General features: G+C 75.2%; 29 protein-coding genes. 12 read left to right on the forward strand and 17 right to left on the reverse strand.

The features are described from left to right. Nucleotides 1-44 precede the first annotated feature (44 nt). A complete protein-coding gene (locus tag O2W15_RS03565) occupies nucleotides 45-989 on the reverse strand; it encodes a UTP--glucose-1-phosphate uridylyltransferase (RefSeq protein WP_269161572.1) in 945 nt (314 codons plus the stop codon). 27 nt (nucleotides 990-1,016) lie between these two features. On the opposite strand from O2W15_RS03565, the gene O2W15_RS03570 reads away from it, so the two are divergent. The 5 genes from O2W15_RS03570 to O2W15_RS03590 all read left to right on the forward strand — a co-directional run bounded on the left by O2W15_RS03570 (nucleotide 1,017) and on the right by O2W15_RS03590 (nucleotide 5,971). Then, nucleotides 1,017-1,592: a 5-formyltetrahydrofolate cyclo-ligase gene (locus O2W15_RS03570; RefSeq protein WP_269178384.1), complete on the forward strand. Its 576-nt coding sequence runs from the start codon at nucleotides 1,017-1,019 to the stop codon at nucleotides 1,590-1,592. A gap of 67 nt (nucleotides 1,593-1,659) precedes the next feature. Next, nucleotides 1,660-2,901, forward strand: coding sequence for a CaiB/BaiF CoA transferase family protein (locus O2W15_RS03575; protein WP_269178385.1), 1,242 nt, complete (start codon nucleotides 1,660-1,662; stop codon nucleotides 2,899-2,901). Continuing rightward, a complete protein-coding gene (locus O2W15_RS03580; protein WP_269178386.1) occupies nucleotides 2,898-4,415 on the forward strand; it encodes a carboxyl transferase domain-containing protein in 1,518 nt (505 codons plus the stop codon). Before O2W15_RS03575 ends, O2W15_RS03580 begins: the two co-directional genes overlap by 4 nt. Before the next feature lie 133 nt (nucleotides 4,416-4,548). After that, the gene (locus O2W15_RS03585; protein WP_269178387.1) at nucleotides 4,549-5,271 is read left to right on the forward strand and encodes an AAA family ATPase; all 723 of its coding nucleotides are present in this window, start codon (nucleotides 4,549-4,551) and stop codon (nucleotides 5,269-5,271) included. A 115-nt stretch (nucleotides 5,272-5,386) separates the two neighbouring features. Beyond that, complete coding sequence (locus O2W15_RS03590; RefSeq protein WP_269178388.1) at nucleotides 5,387-5,971, forward strand: hypothetical protein; 585 nt, start codon at nucleotides 5,387-5,389, stop codon at nucleotides 5,969-5,971. 43 nt (nucleotides 5,972-6,014) lie between these two features. Here the strand turns inward: O2W15_RS03590 and O2W15_RS03595 are convergent, their stop codons facing one another. Together O2W15_RS03595 and O2W15_RS03600 are read right to left on the reverse strand one after the other, a co-directional pair. Continuing rightward, complete coding sequence (locus tag O2W15_RS03595; protein ID WP_269178389.1) at nucleotides 6,015-7,043, reverse strand: LLM class flavin-dependent oxidoreductase; 1,029 nt, start codon at nucleotides 7,041-7,043, stop codon at nucleotides 6,015-6,017. A gap of 42 nt (nucleotides 7,044-7,085) precedes the next feature. Then, nucleotides 7,086-7,568, reverse strand: coding sequence for a MarR family winged helix-turn-helix transcriptional regulator (locus O2W15_RS03600; protein WP_269161565.1), 483 nt, complete (start codon nucleotides 7,566-7,568; stop codon nucleotides 7,086-7,088). A 177-nt stretch (nucleotides 7,569-7,745) separates the two neighbouring features. On the opposite strand from O2W15_RS03600, the gene O2W15_RS03605 reads away from it, so the two are divergent. The 3 genes from O2W15_RS03605 (at nucleotide 7,746) to mscL (ending at nucleotide 9,371) form a co-directional block, all read left to right on the forward strand. Beyond that, nucleotides 7,746-8,138, forward strand: coding sequence for an FmdB family zinc ribbon protein (locus tag O2W15_RS03605; protein ID WP_269178390.1), 393 nt, complete (start codon nucleotides 7,746-7,748; stop codon nucleotides 8,136-8,138). A 110-nt stretch (nucleotides 8,139-8,248) separates the two neighbouring features. Next, nucleotides 8,249-8,905 (forward strand): Flp pilus assembly protein CpaB, encoded by a 657-nt coding sequence (cpaB, locus tag O2W15_RS03610; RefSeq protein ID WP_269178391.1) that lies wholly within the window; start codon nucleotides 8,249-8,251, stop codon nucleotides 8,903-8,905. Between the two features lie 46 nt (nucleotides 8,906-8,951). Continuing rightward, nucleotides 8,952-9,371 carry a large conductance mechanosensitive channel protein MscL gene (gene mscL, locus O2W15_RS03615; protein WP_269161562.1) on the forward strand — a complete coding sequence of 140 codons (420 nt, stop codon included), beginning with the start codon at nucleotides 8,952-8,954 and terminating at the stop codon, nucleotides 9,369-9,371. An 81-nt stretch (nucleotides 9,372-9,452) separates the two neighbouring features. On the opposite strand, the gene O2W15_RS03620 is transcribed toward mscL, so the two are convergent. Both O2W15_RS03620 and O2W15_RS03625 read right to left on the reverse strand, forming a co-directional pair. Then, a complete protein-coding gene (locus O2W15_RS03620; RefSeq protein ID WP_269161561.1) occupies nucleotides 9,453-9,602 on the reverse strand; it encodes a hypothetical protein in 150 nt (49 codons plus the stop codon). 20 nt (nucleotides 9,603-9,622) lie between these two features. Continuing rightward, nucleotides 9,623-10,180, reverse strand: coding sequence for a YbaK/EbsC family protein (locus O2W15_RS03625; protein WP_036336221.1), 558 nt, complete (start codon nucleotides 10,178-10,180; stop codon nucleotides 9,623-9,625). Nucleotides 10,181-10,279: 99 nt separating this feature from the next. Here O2W15_RS03625 and O2W15_RS03630 point away from each other — a divergent pair, with 99 nt between their 5' ends. From O2W15_RS03630 to O2W15_RS03640, 3 genes are read left to right on the forward strand one after another with little or no spacing between them, the layout of a single operon-like run. Beyond that, nucleotides 10,280-10,639, forward strand: coding sequence for a VOC family protein (locus O2W15_RS03630; RefSeq protein WP_269178392.1), 360 nt, complete (start codon nucleotides 10,280-10,282; stop codon nucleotides 10,637-10,639). Continuing rightward, nucleotides 10,636-11,037, forward strand: a complete 402-nt coding sequence (locus O2W15_RS03635) for a PaaI family thioesterase (protein WP_269178393.1) — start codon at nucleotides 10,636-10,638, stop codon at nucleotides 11,035-11,037. Before O2W15_RS03630 ends, O2W15_RS03635 begins: the two co-directional genes overlap by 4 nt. Beyond that, complete coding sequence (locus O2W15_RS03640) at nucleotides 11,034-11,906, forward strand: phosphotransferase (RefSeq protein WP_269178394.1); 873 nt, start codon at nucleotides 11,034-11,036, stop codon at nucleotides 11,904-11,906. The genes O2W15_RS03635 and O2W15_RS03640 overlap by 4 nt, the downstream gene beginning before the upstream one ends. Nucleotides 11,907-11,938: 32 nt before the next feature. On the opposite strand, the gene O2W15_RS03645 is transcribed toward O2W15_RS03640, so the two are convergent. The 3 genes from O2W15_RS03645 to O2W15_RS03655 all read right to left on the reverse strand — a co-directional run bounded on the left by O2W15_RS03645 (nucleotide 11,939) and on the right by O2W15_RS03655 (nucleotide 14,072). Next, nucleotides 11,939-12,853, reverse strand: a complete 915-nt coding sequence (locus O2W15_RS03645; RefSeq protein ID WP_269178395.1) for an MSMEG_6728 family protein — start codon at nucleotides 12,851-12,853, stop codon at nucleotides 11,939-11,941. 77 nt (nucleotides 12,854-12,930) lie between these two features. Further along, a complete protein-coding gene (locus tag O2W15_RS03650) occupies nucleotides 12,931-13,230 on the reverse strand; it encodes a biopolymer transporter Tol (RefSeq protein WP_269178396.1) in 300 nt (99 codons plus the stop codon). Beyond that, nucleotides 13,227-14,072: an NAD-dependent protein deacetylase gene (locus tag O2W15_RS03655; protein WP_269178397.1), complete on the reverse strand. Its 846-nt coding sequence runs from the start codon at nucleotides 14,070-14,072 to the stop codon at nucleotides 13,227-13,229. Before O2W15_RS03655 ends, O2W15_RS03650 begins: the two co-directional genes overlap by 4 nt. 178 nt (nucleotides 14,073-14,250) lie before the next feature. Between O2W15_RS03655 and O2W15_RS03660 the strand changes: the two genes are divergently transcribed. Beyond that, nucleotides 14,251-15,255, forward strand: a complete 1,005-nt coding sequence (locus O2W15_RS03660; RefSeq protein WP_269178398.1) for an ion channel — start codon at nucleotides 14,251-14,253, stop codon at nucleotides 15,253-15,255. A 12-nt stretch (nucleotides 15,256-15,267) separates the two neighbouring features. Here the strand turns inward: O2W15_RS03660 and O2W15_RS03665 are convergent, their stop codons facing one another. The 9 genes from O2W15_RS03665 to O2W15_RS03705 form a co-directional block, all read right to left on the reverse strand. After that, nucleotides 15,268-15,714 (reverse strand): SRPBCC family protein, encoded by a 447-nt coding sequence (locus O2W15_RS03665; RefSeq protein WP_269178399.1) that lies wholly within the window; start codon nucleotides 15,712-15,714, stop codon nucleotides 15,268-15,270. A gap of 28 nt (nucleotides 15,715-15,742) precedes the next feature. Next, nucleotides 15,743-16,117, reverse strand: coding sequence for a hypothetical protein (locus tag O2W15_RS03670; RefSeq protein WP_269161552.1), 375 nt, complete (start codon nucleotides 16,115-16,117; stop codon nucleotides 15,743-15,745). A 51-nt stretch (nucleotides 16,118-16,168) separates the two neighbouring features. Continuing rightward, nucleotides 16,169-16,879 (reverse strand): response regulator transcription factor, encoded by a 711-nt coding sequence (locus O2W15_RS03675; RefSeq protein WP_269161551.1) that lies wholly within the window; start codon nucleotides 16,877-16,879, stop codon nucleotides 16,169-16,171. A 110-nt stretch (nucleotides 16,880-16,989) separates the two neighbouring features. After that, a complete protein-coding gene (locus O2W15_RS03680) occupies nucleotides 16,990-17,805 on the reverse strand; it encodes an ABC transporter ATP-binding protein (RefSeq protein WP_269178400.1) in 816 nt (271 codons plus the stop codon). Further along, nucleotides 17,802-18,869 (reverse strand): FecCD family ABC transporter permease, encoded by a 1,068-nt coding sequence (locus tag O2W15_RS03685; protein ID WP_269178401.1) that lies wholly within the window; start codon nucleotides 18,867-18,869, stop codon nucleotides 17,802-17,804. Before O2W15_RS03685 ends, O2W15_RS03680 begins: the two co-directional genes overlap by 4 nt. A 5-nt stretch (nucleotides 18,870-18,874) precedes the next feature. After that, nucleotides 18,875-19,915, reverse strand: coding sequence for an ABC transporter substrate-binding protein (locus O2W15_RS03690; protein ID WP_269178402.1), 1,041 nt, complete (start codon nucleotides 19,913-19,915; stop codon nucleotides 18,875-18,877). A 134-nt stretch (nucleotides 19,916-20,049) separates the two neighbouring features. Continuing rightward, the gene (locus tag O2W15_RS03695) at nucleotides 20,050-20,523 is read right to left on the reverse strand and encodes an SRPBCC family protein (protein WP_269178403.1); all 474 of its coding nucleotides are present in this window, start codon (nucleotides 20,521-20,523) and stop codon (nucleotides 20,050-20,052) included. Continuing rightward, complete coding sequence (locus O2W15_RS03700) at nucleotides 20,520-20,858, reverse strand: ArsR/SmtB family transcription factor (RefSeq protein ID WP_269178404.1); 339 nt, start codon at nucleotides 20,856-20,858, stop codon at nucleotides 20,520-20,522. The genes O2W15_RS03695 and O2W15_RS03700 overlap by 4 nt, the downstream gene beginning before the upstream one ends. 48 nt (nucleotides 20,859-20,906) lie before the next feature. Then, nucleotides 20,907-21,200 (reverse strand): hypothetical protein, encoded by a 294-nt coding sequence (locus tag O2W15_RS03705; RefSeq protein ID WP_269178405.1) that lies wholly within the window; start codon nucleotides 21,198-21,200, stop codon nucleotides 20,907-20,909. Between the last annotated feature and the right edge of the window lie 26 nt (nucleotides 21,201-21,226).

Raw genomic sequence — 21,226 nt, forward strand, 5'->3', positions numbered from 1 at the left:
CCGATGACGGACCTGCGCCCGATGGTGCCCTCTGGAGGGGCCGCTCAGGCGGGCGACGCGCCCTCGGCGGGGAGGTCGGCGACGAAGTTGCGCAGCCACGGGCCGAAGGCGGGGCCCAGGTCGTCCCGCTCGACCGCCAGCTGGACGACCGCCTTGAGGTAGTCGAGCTTGTCACCGGTGTCGTACCGGCGGCCGGAGAAGACCACGCCGTGGACGGGCATGCCGTCCTCGACCAGCTTGAGCAGCGCATCGGTCAGCTGTATCTCGCCGCCGCGGCCGGGCGGGGTGTCCCGGATCGCCGGGAAGACCTCCGGGGGCAGCACGTAGCGGCCGATGATCGCCAGCGTGCTGGGCGCCTCGTCGGCCGGGGGCTTCTCCACCATGCCGGTGACCCGGAAGACCTGGTCGCCGGCGGCGTCCCCGGAGACGTGGGCGTCCTCGACGGCGACGGCGCCGTACTTGGAGATGTTGTCGGCCCCGACGTCCAGCAGCGCGATCACCGCGCCGCCGTGCTCGGCCTGCACGGCGAGCATCTGCTCGAGCAGGTGGTCGCGGGCGTCGATGATGTCGTCGCCGAGGAGCACCGCGAACGGCTCGTCGCCGACGAAGGGCGCGGCCTGCAGGACGGCGTGGCCCAGGCCCTTCGCGTCGCCCTGGCGCACGAAGAAGACCTGCGCGACGTCGGTGGACTCGTGCACCGCGTCGAGCCGGCTCTGGTCGCCCTTGGCCTCCAGGGCGGTCTCCAGCTCCGGCGTCCGGTCGAAGTAGTCCTCGATGCTGCCCTTGTTGCGCCCGGTCACCATGAGCACCTCGCCGACGCCGGCCCGGGCGGCCTCCTCGACGATGTACTGCAGGGCCGGCCGGTCGACGACCGGCAGCAGCTCCTTGGGGACGGCCTTGGTGGCCGGGAGGAAGCGGGTTCCCATCCCGGCGACCGGGATGACGGACTTCGTGGCCGGGCGCGGGCTCGGGGCGGACTCACTCGACATGCCGGGCAGCGTAGCTAGCCTGCCGCCATGGCGGACTCCCCCGAGGTGGTGAGCGCGAAGGCCGCGCTGCGGGAGTCCCTGCTGGCCGGCCGCGCAGCCCGGTCGCCGGCAGCCCGTACCGCGGCGGCCGAGGCGCTCGCCACGGCGCTCGCCGAGCGGCTCGGCGGGAGCTCCGTGGTCGCCGCGTACGTGCCCGCCGCCGAGGAGCCCGGCGCCGGCCGGCTGCCCGACGCACTGCCCGGCCGGCTGCTGCTCCCGGTGGTGCCGGCGCGCGGGCGGGAGCTGTCCTGGGCCGAGCACGACGGCCGGCTGGCTCCCGGCCGCTTCGGGCTGCTCGAGCCGACCGGCCCCCGCCTGTCGCCGGGTGCGCTGGCCGCGGCCGACGTGGTCGTCGTCCCGGCGCTGGCCGTGGCCGCCGACGGCACCCGGCTGGGTCGCGGCGGCGGCTTCTACGACCGCGCGCTGGCGCACGCCCGCCCCGGCGCGACGGTGGTGGCCGTGGTGTTCGACGAGGAGCTGGTGGCCGAGCTGCCGGCCGGTCCGCACGACCGCCGGGTGACCGCGGTCGTCACCCCGTCTGCCGGCTGGTGGCAGCTCGACTGACGCGCGCGGCGGACCGGTGAGAGGGTGACCGACGTCTCCGTCGTCTCGTTGGAAGGACTCCACCCTCGTGAGTGGCCCCCTGGACGGCGTCCTCGTCGTCGACCTGACCCGCGCCCTGGCCGGACCGCACGCCGGGATGATGCTCGGCGACCTCGGCGCCCGGGTGATCAAGGTGGAGAGCCCGGGCAGCGGTGACGACAGCCGCGGCTGGGGCCCGCCGTTCGTCCAGCCCGACGGCGCGGGCCGGGAGTCGACGTACTTCTTCTCCGCCAACCGCAACAAGGAGTCGATCACCCTCGACCTCAAGGACGACGCGGACAAGCAGGTGCTGACCGAGCTGGTGCGCCGCGCCGACGTGCTGCTGGAGAACTTCCGGCCCGGCACGCTGGCCCGCCTCGGCTTCAGCACCGACGTGCTCGCCGACCTCAACCCCCGGCTGGTGCAGCTGTCGATCAGCGGCTTCGGCCACGACGGCCCCGAGGGCCAGCGGGCCGGCTACGACCAGATCGCCCAGGGCGAGGCCGGGCTGATGTCGCTCACCGGCTCCGGCCCGGAGGACCCGCAGAAGGTCGGCGTGCCGATCGGTGACCTGCTGGCCGGCATGTACGGCGCCTACGGCGTGCTCGCGGCGCTGTACGAGCGGGAGCACACCGGGGTCGGCCAGGTGGTGCGCACCTCGCTGCTGGCCGCCGTCGTCGGCGTGCACGCCTTCCAGGGGACGGCGTACACCGTCGCCGGCCAGGTCAACCGCGGGCAGGGCAACCACCACCCCTCGATCGCCCCCTACGGCCTGTTCCGCTGCGCGGGCGGGAGCGTGCAGCTGTCCTGCGGCAGCGAGGGCCTGTGGCGCCGGCTGTGCACCGAGTTCGGCTTCGACCCCGACGCCGAGGGCCTGGCCACCAACGGCGAGCGGGTGGGCAACCGCGACCGGGTGATCGAGCTGCTGGAGACCGCCTTCGCCGAGATCCCGGCCGAGGAACTGCTGGCCCGGCTGGCCGCGGCCGGCGTGCCGGCCGGCAAGGTGCGCACCCTGGACGAGGTCTACGCCTGGGAGCAGACCCTCTCCCAGGGACTGGCGATCTCCGTCGACCACCCGACCGCCGGGCCGCTCACCCTGCCCGGCCCGCCGCTGCGCTTCTTCGCCCCCGGCACCGACGGCGAGACCGAGACGACCCGTCGCGACCACACCCCGCCGCCGGTGCTGGGCGCCGACGGCGAGGCGATCCGGAGGTGGCTGTCCGGGCCGACCGAGGGCGTGCCGCAGCCCGACGGCGAGGGCGCCGACGTCGAGGACGGGCACGCCACGTGAGCTCCCGGCTGGACGCCCGGGCGCTGCGGGACATCGTGCTCGACCCGGGGTCCTGGCGGTCCTGGGACTCCAGCGTGCCCCCGCGCGAGGTCGAGGACGGCTACGCCGCAGAGCTGGCCCGCGCGGCGGAGAAGAGCGGCCAGGACGAGGCGGTCGTCACCGGCGAGGGCACGCTGCGCGGCCGGCGGGTCGCCGTCGTGGCCGGGGAGTTCGGCTTCCTCGCCGGGTCGATCGGTGTCGCCACCGCGGAGCGGCTGATGGCGGCGGTGGACCGGGCCACCGACGAGGGGCTGCCGCTGCTGGCCGCGCCGGTCTCCGGGGGGACCCGGATGCAGGAGGGCACGGTCGCGTTCCTGCAGATGATCGGCATCACCGCGGCGATCGCCCGGCACAAGGAGGCGGGGCTGCCCTACCTGGTCTACCTGCGCGGCCCGACGTTCGGCGGGGTGCTGGCCTCCTGGGGCTCGCTGGGGCACGTGACGATCGCCGAGCCGGGCGCGGCGATCGGCTTCCTCGGCCCCCGGGTGTACGAGGCGCTGTACGGGGAGCCGTTCCCGCCGGGGGTGCAGACGTCGGAGAACATGGCCTCGCGCGGGTTGATCGACGGCGTCGTCCCGGTCGACGAGCTGGCCGACGTCGCCGACCGGGCGCTACGGGTGCTCGCCGCCCGGGAGACGTGGCACCGCACCGCCTCGGTCGAGGGCCCGGTCGAGGGCGACGGCACGGACGCCGACGACCCGGAGGACGGCCGCAGCGCCTGGGAGGTGGTCACCGCGTCCCGGCGGCAGGAGCGCCCGGGGGCCCGCCAGCTGCTGCGGACGGCGGCGACCGACGTCGTCACCCTCAACGGCACCGGCGCCGGCGAGTCCGACCCCGGGCTGCTGCTCGCGCTGGCCCGCTTCGGCGGCGCCCCCTGTGTCGTGCTGGGCCAGGACCGGCGCGGCCAGTCGCTGTCGGCGCCGCTGGGCCCGGGTGCGCTGCGCGAGGCCCGGCGCGGCATGCGGCTGGCCGCGGAGCTGCGGCTGCCGCTGCTCACGCTGATCGACACCCCGGGCGCGGCGCTGTCGGTCGCCGCCGAGGAAGGCGGGCTGGCCGGGGAGATCGCGCGCTGCCTGCAGGACATGGTGACGCTCCGGGCGCCGACCCTCGCCGTGCTGCTCGGCCAGGGCACCGGCGGCGGCGCGCTGGCCCTCGTGCCAGCCGACCGGGTGCTGGCCGCGGCCAACGGCTGGCTGGGCCCGCTGCCCCCGGAGGGCGCGTCGGCGATCGTGCACCGCACCGTCGACCGGGCCGACGAGCTCGCCGCCTCGCAGGGCGTGCGGGCCACCGACCTGTGGCGGGCCGGGATCGTCGACCGGGTGGTGCCCGAGCGGCCCGACGCCGCGGACGAGCCGGTGGAGTTCTGCCAGCGCCTGGGCCGGGTGCTGGCCGAGGAGCTGGCCGGGCTGCTCGGTCGGGACGACGTGGAGCGGATGCGCGCCCGCACCCGCCGCTGGCGGCACCTGGGCCGCTGACGCCTGGCGACCTTGACCGTCCGTCGGGCTCGCGGCGCAGTCGCCGGGCTCGCGCTGCAGGGCGAGCGCGGCGGTGGGGGCGCGAGCCCGGCACACCGCCGTCCCGTCACACCCGCCCGCCAGGATGGCCGGCGTGGACAGCCGACCGATCCGCCGCTTCCGACCCGATCCCGGCCGGCCCGCCCCGACCGGCGAGGAGCGCGCGCAGTGGCCGCTGACCGTGCCGGCGGTCACCCAGCTGCTCGACACCGGCCTGGAGCTGCCGCACGGCGCACTGGTGCTGGTCGGTGAGAACGGGTCGGGCAAGTCCACGGTGATGGAGCTGCTCGCCGTCACCCTGGGCCTCAACCCGGAGGGCGGCACGGTGCACACCCGGTTCAGCACCCGGCCCAGCGAGCCGGAGTCGCTCGGGCTGGTCGTCGAGCGCAGCCCCGGCGCGTCCCGGTGGGGCTGTTTCCTCCGCGACGAGACGCTGCACACCCTGTACAGCCACCTGGAGGGGATCGGCAGCCCCGACCCGAGCTACCACGAGCTCTCCCACGGGGAGGCGTTCCTCGAGGTCCTCACCCGGCGGGCCGGCGGCGGGGGCGGCACCTACCTGCTGGACGAGCCCGATGCGGCGCTCTCCTTCGGCGGCAGTCTGGCGCTGGTCACGGTGCTGCTGGACCTGGTGGCGTCCGGTGCGCAGGTCGTCGTCGCCACCCACTCCCCCGTCGTCGCCGCCCTGCCGGGAGCCCAGCTGGTGGAGGTCGGTGACTGGGGGATGCGGCCCGCGCAGTGGGACGAGCTGGAGCTCACCGTCAACTGGCGGCAGTTCCTCAGCGACCCGGCTGCCTACCTCCGTCACCTGCGGTGAACTCGGTCGCCGACGACGGGGTTGCCGACCTCCGCAGCGGGCACGGCTGTCAGGGAGCCGGTCAGACCTCCCGGCTCCCCGCCTCGGCCGCCGGCCGGGCACACGAGGAGACCCCATGTCGAACGACCAGCACACCGTCCTCCGCTCCATGCACGACCTCGGCCTGGCCGCCTGGTTCGGCGGCAACCTGATGGGCGCCGTCGGCCTGAACAAGGCCGCGGCCGACGCCCGCGACAGCACCGAACGGACGCGGCTGTCCTCGATCGGCTGGGCGGCCTGGGCGCCGGTGCAGGGTGCCGCGATCGCCGCACACCTGATCGGCTCGGTGGGCATGCTGCGCGCCGACCGTGGCCGGGTGGGCACCGGGCCGGGGGCGATGGCGAACACCGTGGTCAAGAGCGCGCTGACCGTCGCCGCGATCGGGACGTCGATCGCCAGCGGGGCACTGGGCGCCAAGATCGGGGCCAAGTCGCCGGTGCCCAGCGCGACCGCGACCGACCCGGCGCCGAACACACCGTCGGACGTCGCCGCCGCGCAGAAGGGGCAGAAGCCGCTGCAGTGGGTCAACCCCGCGCTGACCGGCGTGCTCATCGTGCTGGCCGCTCAGCAGGGCGAGCAGCAGCGGACGAGCTCCACCGTGCGCGGGGCCCTCGGCGCGGGCCTGACCAGCGTGAAGGCCGCGGTCCTCCGCTCCGCCTGAGGCGGGCCGGCCTGAGGCGGCGGCCGGCATCCCAGCCGGCGCCTCAGGCCGCGGTGGCCTGCCCAGCCGGGGTGAGCCCCCAGGCCGCGGCGAGCAGCTCCAGGCTGCGCACCCGCTCGGCCACGCCGTGGGTGGAGGCGGTGACCATCAGCTCGTCGGCGCCGGTGTCGGCGGCCAGCTGCCGCAGCTCGGTGACCGCCCGCTCCGGGCCGCCGACGACCGCGTTGCTCGGCATCCCCTCGGCGGCGGCCCGCTCCGGGTCGGTGGCCGCCTCCGCGAGGCTGGGCACCGGGCGCAGCCGGTTGGTGCGGATGGACAGCCGCATCAGCTGACCGGGCAGCGCCAGCCGGCGGGCCTCCTCGTCGGAGTCGGCGACCAGCGTGCTCGCGGTGACGACGGCGTACGGCCGGGGCAGTGCGTCCGAGGGCCGGAAGGACTCCCGGTAGAGCTCCAGCGCGGCGACGGCGTGCGGGCTGCCGAAGTGGTGGGCGAAGGTGAACGGCAGCCCGAGCTGCCCGGCCAGCTGCGCGGAGTAGCTGCTGGAGCCCAGCAGGACCACCCGGGGCGCGGAGACGGCGGCCGGCGTGGCGGTGAACCGCTCGGCCAGCCCGCCCTCGACCCGCTGGTCACCGAAGAGCCCCAGCAGGTCCAGCAGGTCCTGCGGGAACTGCTCGGCCGACAGCAGCTTCGGGTCGCGGCGCAGCGCCAGCGCGGTGTGCTGGTCGGTGCCCGGGGCCCGGCCGATGCCCAGGTCGATCCGCCCCGGGTGCAGCGCCTCGAGCAGGGCGAACTGCTCGGCCACCACCAGGGGCGCGTGGTTGGGCAGCATGACCCCGCCGGAGCCGACGGCGATCCGGTCGGTCACCGCGGCCAGGTGGGCGATGAGCACCGGCGGGTTGGTGCTGGCCACCGCCGGCATGTTGTGGTGCTCGGCCACCCACAGCCGCCGGTAGCCGAGCCGGTCGGCGGCCTGCGCGACGGCGACGGTGTGCGCCAGGGCGTCGGCGGTGGTCTGCCCGGACCCGACGGTGGCCAGCTCGAGCACGGACAGGGGCAGCGGGGTCTCGGACATCACTGCGGCCAACACCGCCCCGGCGGGCGGGCTTCCCGCTGCTCAGCCGGGCTCGTGCGCCCGCAGCGTGGCGTCGGGGTCCAGCCGGTCGAGGACGGCGGCGAGCGCCTCCTCCAGCGCCTGCGTCTGCGCGGGGGTCAGCGCGGCGAACACCCCTTCCCGGACGGCGGCCACGTGCCCGGGCGCGGCCCGTTCCACGACGTCCCGGCCGGCGTCGGTGAGCACGGCGACGTTGCCCCGGCGGTCCTCGGCGGCCTTCTCGCGGCGCACCCACCCCCGCTCCTCCAGCCGGGCCACGGTGTGCGAGAGCCGGCTCTGCGACTGGTTCGCGGTGCGCGCCAGGTCGCTCATCCGCAGGTTCCCGCCCGGCGCCTCGGACAGCATCGCGAGCACCACGTAGGCCGCGTGGGTGAGGCCGGCGTCCCGCTGGAGCTGGGCGTCGAGCGTGCGCGGCAGCAGCTCGGCGACGGCCAGCCAGGCCCGCCAGGTGCGCTGCTGCTGCTCGTCGAGCCACGGGGAGGACACGCCCGGCCACGCTACCGGCCGGGCCGGCGCCGTCCGGCCGCAGCGGGAGACGCTCGTCACCCGGCGGGCCGACACCGGCCGACCGGCGTGGACGCCGGGCAGGCCGACGGCGCATCATTGGCAGTCGCCGGGGCCGAGTGCCAGCCCGGCTCGGATCGGACGAGGAGCTCCCACACCGTGCCCACCTACCAGTACGTCTGCACCAACCCCGAGGTCAAGCACGAGTTCGAGGTCGTGCAGTCGTTCACCGACCCCGCCGTGGCCACCTGCCCCGAGTGCGAGGCGCCGGTGCGCAAGGTCTACGGCTCGGTCGGCGTGGTCTTCAAGGGGTCGGGCTTCTACCGGACCGACAGCCGCAAGGGCGAGGGCGCGTCCGCCGGCTCCGGCGCCAAGGACTCCGGCGGGAGCAAGGAGTCCAGCGGCAAGGAGTCCAGCAGCAGCAGCAAGGACTCCGGCGGGAGCAAGGACTCCAGCGGCAGCAAGGACTCCAGCAGCAGCAAGGCCAGCAGCACGACGTCGTCGTCGAGCAGCTCCTCGTCCAGCAGCAGCGGGGGCAAGGCCGCCAACTGACCGGCGCACGGACGACGGCGGCGCGCTGCCGCCGGTCCACAGCCGGGCCCGCGGTCCACAGCCTCGCGCTGCACCGGGACGGGCACCGCCGCTGCTCCTAGCGTCGCCGTGTGCCCCGTCTCCGCCGTCCGCGCTCCCCCGTGCACCTGCTCCGGCAGGTGGCTGCGGCTGCGCTCGTGTGCCTGGCCCTGGTCCTCGCGCTGCGCCCACCGCCGTCGGCTCCGGTCGTGCGCGGGCAGCAGACCGTCCCGGTGGTCGTCGCCGCGACCGACCTCCCGGCCGGCACGGTGCTCACCGCCGGCGATCTCGCGGCAGCCGAACTGCCCAGCGGCCTGCTCCCGTCCGGGGCCACGGCCGACGCCGGCGGGTTGACCGGTCAGCTGCTGGCCGCGCCGGTGCGCTCCGGTGAGCCGGTCACCGACGTCCGGCTGGTCGGGCCGGGGCTGTGGTCGGCGGTCCCCGCCGGGCAGGTCGCCGCCCCCGTGCGGCTGGCCGACCTCGCGGTGGCGACGCTGCTGCGCGCCGGTGACCGGGTCGACGTGCTGGCCGCCGGTGCGCCCGGCGCGACCGCGGCCCCGGTCGTCGAGGTGGTCGCCAGCGGCGCCCGCGTGCTCACCGCCCCGGCGCCGGAGCTCACCGACGGCCCGACGGTGGGCACCCCGGCCGGCGGCGGGCTGCTGGTGCTGGCGGTCTCCCCGGACACCGCGGCGCGGCTGGCCGCTGCCGCGGCGACCGGGACGCTCACCGTTACGCTCGGCCGGCCGTGATCATGGGGCTCCGCAGCGAGGTCCCCGCGACCGAGAGGTGCCGTCCGTGCTCAAGGGCTTCAAGGACTTCCTGCTCCGCGGGAACGTCATCGACCTCGCGGTGGCGGTGGTCATCGGGGCCGCGTTCACCGCCGTGGTCAGCTCGTTCACCGAGGCGTTCCTGCGTCCGCTGATCGGCCTGGTCGGGGGCGGTGGCGTGCAGGGCGGGACGTTCGAGGTCAACGGGCAGACCTTCGCCTGGGGCGACTTCGTCAACCAGCTGATCACCTTCGTGCTGACCGCGGCGGTCATCTACTTCGTGGTCGTGCTGCCGATGAAGGCGCTGTTCGAGCGCCGGGAGCGGGGCGAGCAGACCGGGCCGGTGCTGCCCACCCAGACCGAGCTCCTGGTCCAGATCCGCGATCTGCTGCAGGCCCAGCACGGGCAGCCCCCGGCGTCCGGCCCGGAAGCCCGACACCGCGCCTGACCCGCACTGAGACGGGCACGAACGGCCCCGCTGCAGGGCCCCGCGGCGAGCTCGCGAGGCGTGGGGGGCAGTGGGGTCCTTCTAGTCGCTGCCCCAGTGCGGCGGGCGGTCCTCCAGGTAGCGGAGGTCGTCGTCGTCGGAGTCGGTCAGCCGGTCCCCCCAGCCGACGTCGCTGTCGTCGGGTGCCCGCTCGGGGCGCGGCGGTGCGGGTTCCTGATCGCGCTCTGACACGCCCCCGAGGGTAGGCACGGTCAGCCGATCGGCTGGCCCAGCCCCTCGAGCACCTCCGCGCCCGGCAGCCCGGCCAGCACGGCGCCGGAGACGGCGAGCTTGCTGCCCCGGGTGCCCGAACCGATCACCACGAGCTCGCTGGCGGCCACCGCGGCGTCGACCAGCACCGGCCAGGACGCCGGCAGCCCGACCGGGGTGATCCCGCCGTAGGCCATCCCGCTCTCCGCGACCGCGACGTCTTGCGGCGCGAACGAGGCCTTGCGCGCCCCCAGGTGCCGCCGGACCAGCCCGTTCACGTCGGCGCGGGTGGTGGCCAGCACCAGGCAGGCGGCCAGCGTCGTCTCCCCCGACCGGCGCGCGGCGACCACCACGCAGTTGGCCGAGGCGGCGGCCGGGACCTCGTAGACGTCGGTGAACGCCGCGGTGTCGGCGGCCTCGTCGTCGATGGACGCCACCCACGCCGGCCCGGTCAGCGACGGCAGCGCCGCGGCGACGGGCTCGCCGAGCAGCTCCAGGTGGTCGGCGGCCGGGAGCCAGGTCAACGTGCCGAGCTGCGGGGCGGAGTCGGGTGCGGCCATGCCCTGATCGTGCGACACGCTCCGCGCTGACCAGCGCGCGGGGTCGCCGGCCGGACACCTGGTGGTGGGCCCGGGCAGGGCCGGGAGAGGATGACCGCCATGATCGGTCAGCTGCACTCCGTGGTCATCGACGCCCCCGACGCGCACGCCCTGGCGACGTTCTACGCCGGCCTGCTCGGCATGGAGGTGCAGGGCGAGCCCGGCGACGACTGGGTGGTGGTCACCGGCGCCGGGTACCGCATCGCCTTCCAGCAGGCTCCGGACCTCCAGCCGCCGGACTGGCCGGACCCAGCCCGGCCGCAGCAGTTCCACCTCGACATCCGGGTCGCCGACGTCGACGCCGCCGAGCCGCAGGTGCTGGAGCTGGGCGCCCGCCGGCTGCCCGGTGGCGGTGGGGACTTCCGGGTCTACGCCGACCCGGTCGGGCACCCGTTCTGCCTGGTCTGGGACGCCGCGTGACGCCGGACCTGACGGCCGCCAGCGCGTTCGTCGCGGCCACCGGGTTCGAGCTGGCCGAGGTCACGGGCACCCGGGTCATCGGGCACGTCGAGGTCGGGCCGGAGCACCACACGCCGTGGGGCGTCGTGCACGGCGGCGTCTACTGCACGATCGTGGAGGGCGCCGCCAGCGTGGGGGCGAGCGCGGCCGTCGCCGAGCGCGGCCAGTTCGCGGTGGGCGTGAACAACAGCACCGACTTCCTGCGCCCGATGACCGCCGGCCGGCTCGACGTCCTCGCCGAGCCGGTGCAGCAGGGGAAGACGCTGCAGCTGTGGCTGGTCACCCTCACCCGCGAGGACGGCAAGATCGCGGCCCGCGGGCAGGTGCGACTGCAGAACGTGCCGCTGCCCGGGCCGTGACGGCTTCGATCGAGCAGGCCGTCGCCGCGGCTGTCGCCGTCGCCCGGCGGCACGGCCTGCCCGTCGAGGCCCCGGCGCTGCTGTCCTGGGGCGTCAACGCGGTGGTGCACCTACGCCCTGCGCCGGTGGTGGCCCGGGTGGCCGTCTACACGCCGCTGCTCCGTCCGGAGATCCGCCGGCCGTTCACCCGGGAGCTGGCGCTGGCCGCAGCGCTGACCGCGGCCGGGGCGGCGGTCGTGCCACCGTCGGACCTGCTGCCGCCGGGACCGCACGAGCACGACGGGCTCACGGTGTCGTTCTGGCGACATGTCGACGTGTCGCCGGATCGACCGACCGCGGAGCAGGCCGGCCGGTCACTGGCCGAGCTGCACGAGGTGCTCGGCACGCTGCCGCCGCTGTGGACCGGCTCGCCGCTGGACCGGCCGCTGGAGGACCTGGCCGTCTTCCGCGACACCGGCACCGAGCTGGGGGCCGCCCCGGCCATGCTCCGCGAGGTCGGCGAGCTGGTGACCGCGCTGCGGCCACGGCTGGTCGGCGCGGAGATGACGCTGCACGGCGACACCCACCCCGGCAACCTGCTGGTCACCGGCGAGGGGCTGCGCTGGACCGACCTGGAGGACACCTCCCGCGGCCCGCGCGCCTGGGACCTGGCCAGCCTCCGCTGCTCGGCCCGCCTCGACGGCCGGGCGGCGCTGGACGCGATGCCCGACCCGGTGAGCGAGGCAGAGCTCGCGCCGTTCGTCTGGCTCCGGCGCCTCTACGCCGGCGCCTGGTGGTTCGTGCACGCCGCCCGAGAACCGGCCGACCTCCCCGAGGCGCGGCGGCGGCTGGCCGCGGCGGTCTCGGAGGTCGGCGCAGGCCTGCGGTGAGCGACCTCCGACCGCCCCGGCGGTCGAGGAGGTCAGCGCAGCCCGGCCGGGACGGCGTCGGGGTCCAGGACGACCCGGAACAGCGCCCGCGGGTCCTGCAGGGTGGCCGGCGGCCGCGCCGCCGACCGCGGCACCACGGACGCGAACCGGGCCGGACGGCGGTGCGGCAGCAGCTCCCGGCCGGCGAAGGCGTAATCACCCACGACCTCACCGAGCAGCAGCCCGGCGCCGTGCTCGACCGGCAGCCCGACCAGGTCCCCGGGCGCCACCTCGTCCAGGAACGCCGACAGCTGGCGCAGGTCCTTGGCCGGGCGACGACCGGAGAGCTCCTTGGACAGCGCCCGGAGCTCGGCCGCCGACTGACCGGTCGCGTCGACGTCGATGCCGGACTGGGTGCCCAACCCGACCACGCCGGTGGCCAGCGCCGCGCCGAGCTCGGGGTGCGCCCGGGGCCGCACCACCCAGACCGGGACCCCCTCGGGCGCAGCTGCGGGCGGGACGTCGTCGGCGCCGGGCCACAGGTAGGGCAGGTCGTCGGGGTCGCCGGGGAACCGGGACCGGTAGAACCCCGGGTCCTTGGCCACCAGGTTGGACCGATGGGAGCGGTGCAGCTCCTCGTGGCCCACCCAGCTGGGCAGCAGGCCGGCGGCGGCGGCCTCGGCCTGGGTCAGCCGGGCGGCGTCCGGGGCGAACTCGGCGATCAGCGTCTCGGTGCTGTCGGCGAAGCCGCGTTCGCGCCAGACCCGCACCATGGCCAGTGAGTAGACGACCAGCCCAGCGGTGTGCCCGCGCCACATGGTGACGACCGGGTGGTTGGCCCAGCCGTAGTCGGGGAGCTCGAGGGCGCGCAGCACCTGCAGGCACTCGACCCGCTGCTTGCCCAACCGGGGGTTGTCCAGGAGCCGGGCGGACTCGGTGAAGTCGGCGACCGGCAGGAACGTCTGCATCGCCGCCCTTCCTGCCCGGGCCGGCCGACGGCCAACCTCCCAGCCGATCGAGGGGCCAAAAGCGCGACTTCGGCGCCTCAGGGGTCGAGCTGTGCCAGTGCGGTCTCCCAGCGGGTCCGGCGCTCGGCGTCGTCCTGCTCCCACCAGGCAGTGCCGCGCTCGCCGAGCCCGGTCTTGGCCAGCTGCACCCGGGCGCGGGCCGCGGCCACCGCGTCGCCGTCGCCCCGGTGCGTGCGCACCGCCGAGCGGGCCACCCCGAGGTGGTGCAGCAGGCGGGCCCGGACGTCGTCCGGCAGCGCGGGGTCCGCGGTCCGCCACCGCCGGCCGTCGACGACGATCCAGCGGCCGTCCTCGGTGTGCTCGACCTCGCGGGTCATGCCAGCCGGCGGGCCAGCTCGGGCAGCACCGCACCCAGCGGCGCGTCGACCTTGAGCGTGGCCTTCCCGTCCCCGCGGGTGGCCCCGGAGTTGACGATGGCGACCGGGATGCCGCGCTTGGCGGCGGCGATGACGAACCGGTAGCCGCTCATCACGGTCAACGACGAGCCGAGCACCAGCAGCGACCGGGCATCGTCGACCAGGGCGAAGCAGGCGTCGACGCGGTCGCGGGGCACGGTCTCGCCGAAGAAGACCACGTCGGGCTTGAGCGGCCCCCCGCCACAGGCCAGGCAGTCGACCATCACGAACCCGTCGAGCGCCTCCTCGGGCAGCTCGACGTCGCCGTCGGGGTTGACCTCGTCGGTCGGCTCGGGCCGGAACCCGGGGTTGACCGCCCGCAGCCGGACGTCGAGGTCGGCACGGGAGGCCATGTCACCGCAGGCCAGGCAGACGGTGCGGTCCAGCCCGCCGTGCAGCTCGAGCACGGCGCGGGCACCACCGGCCTGGTGCAGCCCGTCGACGTTCTGGGTGATCACCTCGCCGACCGCCCCGGCCTGCTGCAGCGCTGCGACCGCGCGGTGTCCGGCGTTGGGGCAGGCCCGCTCGATCTGCCGCCAGCCGACGTAGCTGCGCGCCCAGTAGCGGTGCCGGCCGCGGGGGTCACGGGTGAAGGTCTGGTAGGTCATCGGCGTGTGCCGGCGCAGTGAGCCGGTGGCGCCGCGGTAGTCGGGGATGCCGGAGTCGGTGGACAGCCCGGCGCCGGAGAGGACGACGGCGCCACCGTCGGCGAGCAGGTCGGCGAGCTCGGAGAGGCCCTCGACGGTGGGGGTCGCTGCGGTCACTCCTCCATCGTCCCTGCCCGGCGGCGGATGCGCCGCGATCGGCGTGTGTAGCCGACCGCCTGCCCGGTCACTCTCGTCCAGAGTTCCCGTCCGCCCGGCCTCCGTGGGCCCGACCGAGGAGGCCGACCGTCTTCGCACCCCTGCCTGACCGGATCGCCGACCACCGGCCGGGTGCCCGATGACCGGGTGGTGGTGGGACGTCATCGGCGTGGCCATCGTGGCGTTCGCCGTGGTCGACGAGGTGCGGACCACGCTGGCGGTGGCCAGCGGCCCCGGGCCACTGACCCAGCTGCTCACCCGCGTCGGGTGGCGGCTGACCCGGCGGCCTGCCGTGTCGGACTCGGCCCTGGTGCGCTTCGTGGGCGGCCCCGGGGTGGTCCTGATCGGGGCGACCCTGGCTTCCTGGTTCACCCTGCTCTGGATCGGCTGGTCGCTGGTCTTCCTCGGCGGCGACGAGGCGGTGGTCGGCTCCTCGACCGGTGCGCCGGCCTCGGTGTGGGAGCGGTTCTACTTCGCCGGCTACAACGTCGCGACCCTGGGCAACGGCGGCTACCAGCCGGCCGGGGCGGGCTTCCAGCTGGCCACCATGGCGTCCGCGCTCAGCGGGATGCTGCTGATCACGCTGGCGGTCTCGTACCTGACCGCGGTGATCTCCGCAGTCGTCGGCAAGCGGAGCTTCGCCTCCCAGGTCACCGGATTCGGCAGCACCGGCGCAGAGATGGCGGCCGGCCTGGCCTCGTCCGGGACGGCGTTCCCGGCCGTGGTGTCCCTGTCGTCGCTGTCCTCGACGCTCACGACGGTGGGGCAGCAGCACCGGGCCTATCCCCTGCTGCACGCCTACCGCCCGCGGTCGCCCGAGCTGGGCACCGCACCGGCGGTCGCGGTGCTGCTCGACGCGGTGCTGGTGCTGACCGCTGCGGCCGACCCGGCCGACCGACCGCCGCCCGGCGTCCGCCGGTCGGTGCTGTCCGCCGTGCAGCAGTACGTCACCCACGCCCCCACGGCCGGCGGTGGGCAGGCTCCCCCGGCGCCGGCACTGGACGCCGCGGAGGCCGGCCGGCAGGGCCTGGCGGTGGACGGGGCCCGGCTCGCCGAGCAGACCGCGGACTGCGCCGAGCTGCGCGACGAGCTGTCGCGGCGGATCACGGCGGCCAGTTACGACTGGCCCGGCACCTCGTCCTGAGCGCCCCGCGCGTCAGCGGGTGGCGAGCTCCTGGTCCAGCCGCGTCAGCATGGCGCCCTGGATGCGGGCCAGCCCCTTGGGCGCGAAGGTGCGCTCGAAGAAGCCGCCGATGCCGCTCGCCCCGGTCCAGGTGGTGCGGGCGCGCACGGTGCTCGACCCGGCGTCGGCCGGGTCGACGGTCCAGGTGGTGACCATGCTGGAGTTCGCGTCGCTCTCCACCAGGGCACCGTCGGCGCCCGAGGTGACGACGACGTCCTGCTCACGCACCCGCTTGGAGGTGGCCTGCAGGCGCCAGTGCACCTTCGTGCCCGCACCCTGGCCACCGGCGTCGACCCGGTACTCGCTGTACTGCTCGGGCAGCACCTTCGGCCGGGTGACCTCGTAGTCGGCGAGCGCCGCGCGGACGACGTCCGCCGGTGCGTGCACGAGCTGTTCTGCGGTGGCGACGACCTGACCCATGGCCCCATCCTCCGCCTCGGCCGTCCGGCTACTCCGGCTGCCCCTCCTCGGTGTTGAGGTAGCGGGCGCGGAACCGGGCGTTGGCCATCGCCTCGGTGAAGCGGGCCTCCCACAACGGGTCGTGCGCCGGGAAGCTGTCGAAGACGCGCTCCTCCAGCACGTCGGGCCGCCCGTCCAGGCCGATGCAGGTGCGCTGCAGGAGCACGCGGGTGACGCCGTCGACCTCGTCGTGGCCGACCGTCCAGCGGGCCGCGGCGAGAGCCAACTGCTGGCGGGCCCGCTCGCGCGGGGGCAGCCGCCAGCCCGCCGCACCGGTCACCGAGGTCTGCGGCACCGACATCGCCCAGGCCACGAGTCCGGCCAGCACGAGGACCAGGAGTGCAGCCGCCAGGATGCCGACCATGCCCGGAACGGTAGTCCTGGATCTGCCCGCCGGCCGGGGTGATGCCTGCGGTCAGACGTCGGCCGGGGCCTCGGTGAGCCGGTGGGCGCCGCAGCTGCAGCCGGGGTTGCGTGCCGAGAGCACCAGGGAGACCGCGTGTGCCCGGTCGCGGGCGCCCAGCTTGCGCAGGATGGCCTTGACGTGGGACTTCACGGTGTCCTCGGAGATGAACAGGTTCTTCCCGATCGCCCGGTTCGACTGGCCCTGGAGCAGCTCGTCGAGCACGTCGGACTCACGACGGGTCAGCGGCACCTCCGGGGTCAGCTCCCGCGACACCGGCTCCGCCGAGCCCTCCCCGCGACGGATCTGCGGGTCCACCACGGTGCGCCCGGCCCGCGCGGCCAGCACGGCCCAGCCCAGCAGCGTCGGGGAGGTGTTCATCAGCAGGTAGCTGCGCACGCCGGCGGCCAGCGCCTCGTTCACCACACCCGGGTCCTCCGACGTCGCCAGCGCCACCACGGCCAGCTGCGGGAACCGGCGACGCAGGTCCCGCACCGCGTTCAGCGTGGCCGCCCGGCCGGTGCCCAGCTCCACCACCACCGCATCCGGCCGAGCGGACTCGGCCAGGGTCAGCGCGCGACGCGGCTCCCCCGGGGTGCCGACCGCCTGCATGCCGGCGGTCTCGTTGATCATGCCGACCAGCCCACGGCGCAGGACCGGGGCGTCGGCGAGGATCAGGACGCGGGTGACGCCGCGGGGGGTGCTGGCCATGGGGGTGGACACGTTCGGACTCCGCTCACTGAGGGTCATCGACTGACAACCAGTAGATCGACCGGGTGAACGGACTGCTTGAGCACTTTCGTGTGGACGATCTTCTGGCCGGTGACGCCGGGTCACCAGGCGGGTGGTGCGTCCTCCGGGGTCAGCTCGTCCGAGGACTCGAGCGGGCCGGGCTCGAACAGCACGGTGAGCCGTCCCCGCTCGTCCACGCCCACCCGGGCCCGCACGCCGTAGACCCGGGCGATGAGCTCCGCAGTGAGCACCTCCCTCGGCGGGCCGGCGGCCACCGCCCGACCGCGCTCCAGGATGATCACCTCGTCGCAGAAGGTCGCCGCGAGGTTGAGGTCGTGCAGGGCGATGACGCTGGTGACCGGCAGCCGCGAGACCAGCGACAGCAGCTCCAGCTGGTGGCGGATGTCCAGGTGGTTGGTCGGTTCGTCCAGCAGCAGCTCGCGCGGTTCCTGGGCCAGCGCGCGGGCGATGTGGGCGCGCTGCCGCTCTCCGCCGGAGAGGGTGTGCCAGCGCTGGTCGGCCTTGTCGGTCAGCCCGGTGTGCCGCAGCGCCTCGGCGACGGCCTCCTCGTCGCGGGTCGCCGAGGCGGTGCCGAAGGAGCCGCGGTGCGGGATCCGGCCGAGCCGCACGACGTCCCGGACGCGGATGTCGACGTCGGTGTCGGCGTGCTGGCTGACCACGGCCACGGCCCGGGCGATGTCGCGCCGGGCGAGGGAGCTGAGCTCGGCGCCGTCGAGGGTGACGACCCCGGACTCGGGCTTGGCGGTGCCGTTGAGCAGCCGGAGCAGGGAGGACTTGCCCGAGCCGTTCGGCCCCAGCAGCCCGATCGTCGTCCCGGGAGCCGGGCGCAGGGTGACCTCGTCGACGACGAGCCTGCCGCCGCGGTGCCAGACGACCCGATCCGCCTGGAGGGTCACTGGCCCCGCCGCTTCCGCACCAGGATCAGCACGAAGGCCGGCACGCCCACCAGCGCCGTCCCGACCCCGACCGGCAGCGGCGTGGGCTGGAACGCCACCCGGGAGACGGCGTCGACCCACACCATGAAGACGGCGCCGATCAGTGCGGTGGCCGGGATCAACCCGGCGTGCCGGGGCCCGAAGAGGAACCGCGCTGCGTGCGGGAGCACCAGGCCGACGAAGCCGATGGCGCCGGTGACGCTCACCAGCGTCGCGGTGATGAGCGCGGTGAGCACCAGCAGGCCGAGCCGCACGCGGGCCACCGCGATGCCCAGCGAGGCCGCGATCTCGTCGCCGAAGGAGAAGGCGTCCAGCGCGTGGGAGTAGGCCAGGCACAGCGCGATGCCCACGGCGACGACGACGGCACACAGCGCCACGTCGTCCCAGCGGACGCCCTCCAGCGACCCCAGCAGCCAGAACATCACGCCGCGGGTCTCGTCGGCGTCGGCGAAGGCGAAGATGACGAAGGAGGTCAGCGCGGAGAACAGCTGCGTGCTGGCCACGCCGGCCAGGATCACCCGGTCGGTGCCGCCGCCGGCCAGCCGGGCCAGCAGCATGACCAGGGCGAAGGCCAGCAGGGCACCGATGAAGGCCCCGCCGGACAGGCCGATCACGGACCCGCCGACCCCGAGGACGCCGATCACCACCGCACCGGTGGAGGCGCCGGAGGAGATCCCCAGCAGGAAGGGGTCGGCCAGCGGGTTGCGCAGCAGCGACTGCATCACCGCACCGCAGATCCCCAGGCCGGCGCCGGCCGCCGCCGCGGTGAGCGCGCGTGGCAGCCGCTCCTCCCAGACGATCGCGTCCTTGACCACCCGGACCGGGATGTCGGCGAGCCTCAGGTGGTTGAGCAGCACGTCGCGGACGTTCACCAACGAGACGTCCGCCGGCCCGAGCGTGATCGCGGCACCCACCGACAGGGCCACCGCGACGATCCCGCCGACCAGCAGCAGCACCACCCGCAGTGTGCTCCCGGGGGACGTCCCGGACCCGCTCCCGACCCCGTCCGTGACGGGGGTGGTCACGGCGGTCAGGGTGCCTGCCCGATCTCGTCCAGGCCGTCGGCCAGCTTCTCCAGCGCGTCGACGAAGCGGATGGAGGGGTTCATCTCGGCACCGTGCAGCGCGATGTAGTCCTCCTCCTGGACGGCCTGCATGGTGCTGGTCAGCGGATCGGAGGCCAGGAACGCCTTCTTGTCCGCCAGCCGGTCACCGGGGAACCGGTCGCGCTGCAGGTCGCCCAGGACCAGCACGTCCGGGTCCCGCTCGACCACGGTCTCCCACCCGACCGCGGTCCAGTCGTCGCCCAGGTCCGCGAAGACGTTCTCCGCACCCACGGTGGTGGCCAGCAGGTTCGCCCCGCCGAGGCCTCCGGCCACGTAGGGGGACTTGGTGTCGGCGAACCAGAAGGCGATCGTGCGGTCGCTGGCCTCGATCCGGTCGGTTGCGGCGCCCGCGCGCTCCTGCAGGTCGGCGATGAGCTCGTCCCCGCGGGACGAGACGTCGAAGATCTCCGCCAGCTCACGGATCTCCTGGTACACGGAGTCGATCTCCAGCGGCCGGGTGCGGGTGCCGCCCCCGTTGATGAGCAGCTCGCCCTCGCAGTCGGCCGGGGACAGGTAGGCGTCGACGCCGGTCTCCCCCAGCCGCTCCCGCTCGACCACGCCGCCGGTGCGGTAGTGCCGGGCGAAGGAGGCGGTCACCAAGTCGGGATCGGCGTCGAGCAGCACCTCGTAGCTGGGCGCGTTGTCGGCCAGCCGCGGCACCGAGGCGTTGGCCTCGGCGAGCTCGGGCAGGACCGGGTCGGTCCAGGACGCGGTGCCGACCACCCGGTCGCCCAGGCCGAGCGCGAGGAGGATCTCCGTCGAGCCCTGGTCGAGCGAGACGACCCGCTGCGGCGCGGCCTCGAACGTCATCGACTCGCCGCAGTTGTCGACCACCAGCGGGTAGTCGGTGGCGTTCTCGCCCCCGCTCGCGACCTCGGCCTCCGGGACCACCTCGGAGGCGCCACAGGCGGTGAGCGCGAGAACGGCGGCGATGGCGAGGCCCGCCCGGCTGGAGGACGTGCGCATGATCGTGGGTCCCTGTCGATGGTCCGGGTGCGCGGCCTGACCTGCTGTCAGGAGGACGCACACACACCGGAGGCGTGCTGAGGCTTGCCTAAGCTACCTGCGGCCGGCCGGTGACAGGGAACCGGCCGTCCGCCTCAGCGGAGCAGGTCGGCGTACCGGGACAGGTACAGCGGCCAGCCGGCGTCGTCGGCCACCCCGTCCCGGACGGCCTGCCAGCCATCGCCGTGCCGGTCGAGGTGGCGGTGCTCCAGCTCCACCCGGGTCAGCTGAGGACCTTCGGCGATGAACCGGACCTCGACCTCACTGGTGTGCTCGGGGTCCGTCTCCACCTGCCACTGCGGGCTGATGTCCCAGCTGAAGACGACGCGGTCCGGCGGGTCGAAGGCCAGGACACGCGCCCAGCGGCACTCGCTGCCGTCGACGCCCCGGTCGGTGATGTGGCCGCCGACCTCCGGGTCGAAGACGGTCTGGGCGATCGGCACCCCGAGCAGGTTGTGCTCCGGCGGCTTGAAGTCGCCGAACCGCTCGGTGAACGTCGCGAAGGCCCGGTCGATCGGGGCATGGACGACGATCTGCCGGCGGACCACGAGTGCGGCTGTCTCGGTCATGGCTGCTCCTGTGTCGGTCGTGCGGTGACGTCCGGCTCGGCGACGTCCTGGTAGCCGTCGAGGGCCCGCTGCCAGAACGTGTCGAGCTGGTCCCGGAGGGCACCGAGGCCCTCGGGGCTGAGCCGGTAGACCCGGCGGGTGCCGACTGCGCGGTCGGTGACGAGCCCGGCGTCCTTCAGCACCCTGAGGTGCTGGGACACGGCCGGCCGACTGATCGGCAGCTCGTCGGCGAGCTCGCCGACGGCCTGCGGCCGCTCGGCGAGCGAGGCCACGATCGCGCGCCGGGTGGGGTCACCCAACGCCTCCCAGCCGTCACGCGCTTGGTAAGCAGGCACGAACGTAAGCTAGGGCTTACCGAGTGCGGAGTCAAGGCCCCGCGACCGTCAGGGGCGGGGGTTGCTCCGCGTCCAGCCGCGGTCGTCCCGGCGGGCGCCCTGGGCTGCGCGGCAGCGCCGGCAGACAGCCTGCACGCCCTCCGCGTGCCGGCCGGACTCCGGCTGCACGTCGGCCCAGCTGACGTGCGGGAACCGGGCGAGCCGGGACCTGCTCAGCGACAACCCGCAGACCGTCTCGTTGCGTCCCGGCAGCCAGGCGTGCACCTCACCGGCGGGGTACCTGATCCCGTCATCGGCGTCGGTCCACTGGTCGGCGGCCGCGACCGCGGCGCTGCGTGCCATGGAGGCCCCGGTACCCGCGGGAGCTG

It is taken from the genome of Modestobacter sp. VKM Ac-2979 (assembly GCF_026967995.1).
In the GTDB taxonomy this organism is placed as follows: domain Bacteria; phylum Actinomycetota; class Actinomycetes; order Mycobacteriales; family Geodermatophilaceae; genus Modestobacter.

Bases quoted from the DNA above. Each gene is read 5' to 3' on its own strand.
- O2W15_RS03690 (WP_269178402.1), bottom strand. From the start codon at position 19,915: ATGCGCACGTCCTCCAGCCGGGCGGGCCTCGCCATCGCCGCCGTTCTC.
- O2W15_RS03650 (WP_269178396.1), bottom strand. From the start codon at position 13,230: ATGACCCGCGAGGTCGAGCACACCGAGGACGGCCGCTGGATCGTCGTC.
- O2W15_RS03570 (WP_269178384.1), top strand. From the start codon at position 1,017: ATGGCGGACTCCCCCGAGGTGGTGAGCGCGAAGGCCGCGCTGCGGGAG.
- O2W15_RS03625 (WP_036336221.1), bottom strand. From the start codon at position 10,180: ATGGCCGCACCCGACTCCGCCCCGCAGCTCGGCACGTTGACCTGGCTC.
- O2W15_RS03630 (WP_269178392.1), top strand. From the start codon at position 10,280: ATGATCGGTCAGCTGCACTCCGTGGTCATCGACGCCCCCGACGCGCAC.
- O2W15_RS03705 (WP_269178405.1), bottom strand. From the start codon at position 21,200: ATGGCACGCAGCGCCGCGGTCGCGGCCGCCGACCAGTGGACCGACGCC.
- O2W15_RS03645 (WP_269178395.1), bottom strand. From the start codon at position 12,853: ATGCAGACGTTCCTGCCGGTCGCCGACTTCACCGAGTCCGCCCGGCTC.
- O2W15_RS03595 (WP_269178389.1), bottom strand. From the start codon at position 7,043: ATGTCCGAGACCCCGCTGCCCCTGTCCGTGCTCGAGCTGGCCACCGTC.
- O2W15_RS03665 (WP_269178399.1), bottom strand. From the start codon at position 15,714: ATGGGTCAGGTCGTCGCCACCGCAGAACAGCTCGTGCACGCACCGGCG.
- O2W15_RS03695 (WP_269178403.1), bottom strand. From the start codon at position 20,523: ATGACCGAGACAGCCGCACTCGTGGTCCGCCGGCAGATCGTCGTCCAT.
- O2W15_RS03590 (WP_269178388.1), top strand. From the start codon at position 5,387: ATGTCGAACGACCAGCACACCGTCCTCCGCTCCATGCACGACCTCGGC.
- O2W15_RS03660 (WP_269178398.1), top strand. From the start codon at position 14,251: ATGACCGGGTGGTGGTGGGACGTCATCGGCGTGGCCATCGTGGCGTTC.
- O2W15_RS03670 (WP_269161552.1), bottom strand. From the start codon at position 16,117: ATGGTCGGCATCCTGGCGGCTGCACTCCTGGTCCTCGTGCTGGCCGGA.
- O2W15_RS03565 (WP_269161572.1), bottom strand. From the start codon at position 989: ATGTCGAGTGAGTCCGCCCCGAGCCCGCGCCCGGCCACGAAGTCCGTC.